The sequence below is a fragment of the Vibrio sp. 10N.222.48.A3 genome (assembly GCF_041475345.1).
Classification (GTDB): Bacteria; Pseudomonadota; Gammaproteobacteria; order Enterobacterales; family Vibrionaceae; genus Vibrio; species Vibrio tasmaniensis_A.
In genome coordinates, this window is sequence record NZ_JBFRVX010001689.1 from 1 (window position 1) to 698 (window position 698).

At 46.1% G+C, this 698-nt stretch carries 1 protein-coding gene; it reads right to left on the reverse strand.

The window, feature by feature from the left end:
* On the reverse strand, window positions 1-698 hold a 698-nt coding region (gene aspS, locus AB4653_RS28425), incomplete at both ends, for an aspartate--tRNA ligase (protein WP_372105981.1).

Here is a 698-nt window from a genome sequence, read left to right on the forward strand (position 1 = left end):
TTGAACTCAACGTCTTTAACCAAATCAGCAACGTCCACTAGCTCTAGTGGGTTACGTAGATCTGGCTTATCAGAACCGAAACGACGAATCGCTTCAGAGAAAGGCATTACTGGGAATTGACCTAGTTCAACATCTAGAAGTTCTTTCCACATATCGTGAACAAGCTTCTCAGTCACGTTACGCACTTCTTGAGAAGTCATGAAAGATGTTTCGATATCGATTTGAGTAAATTCAGGCTGACGGTCAGCACGTAAATCTTCATCACGGAAACATTTAACGATTTGGTAGTAACGGTCAAAACCAGACATCATCAGCAGTTGCTTGAACAGCTGAGGAGATTGAGGAAGTGCGTAGAAGCTACCTTTGTGAACACGGCTTGGTACCAGGTAGTCACGAGCGCCTTCAGGTGTCGCTTTCGTTAGTACTGGCGTTTCGATGTCTAGGAATAGGTTCTCGTCTAAGAAACGACGAACGAAGCTAGAAGCACGTGCACGAAGCTTGATACGGTCGCTCATTTCTGGGCGACGAAGATCGATGTAACGGTACTTAAGACGCTGCTCTTCAGAGTTCGTTTGGTTGAAGTCTAGTGGAAGCGCTTCTGAACGGTTGATGATCTCAAGGCCAGTTGCGTAAAGCTCAACTTCACCCGTCGCCATATCTTTATTTACTTGGCTGTCCGGACGAACGCGTACTTCACC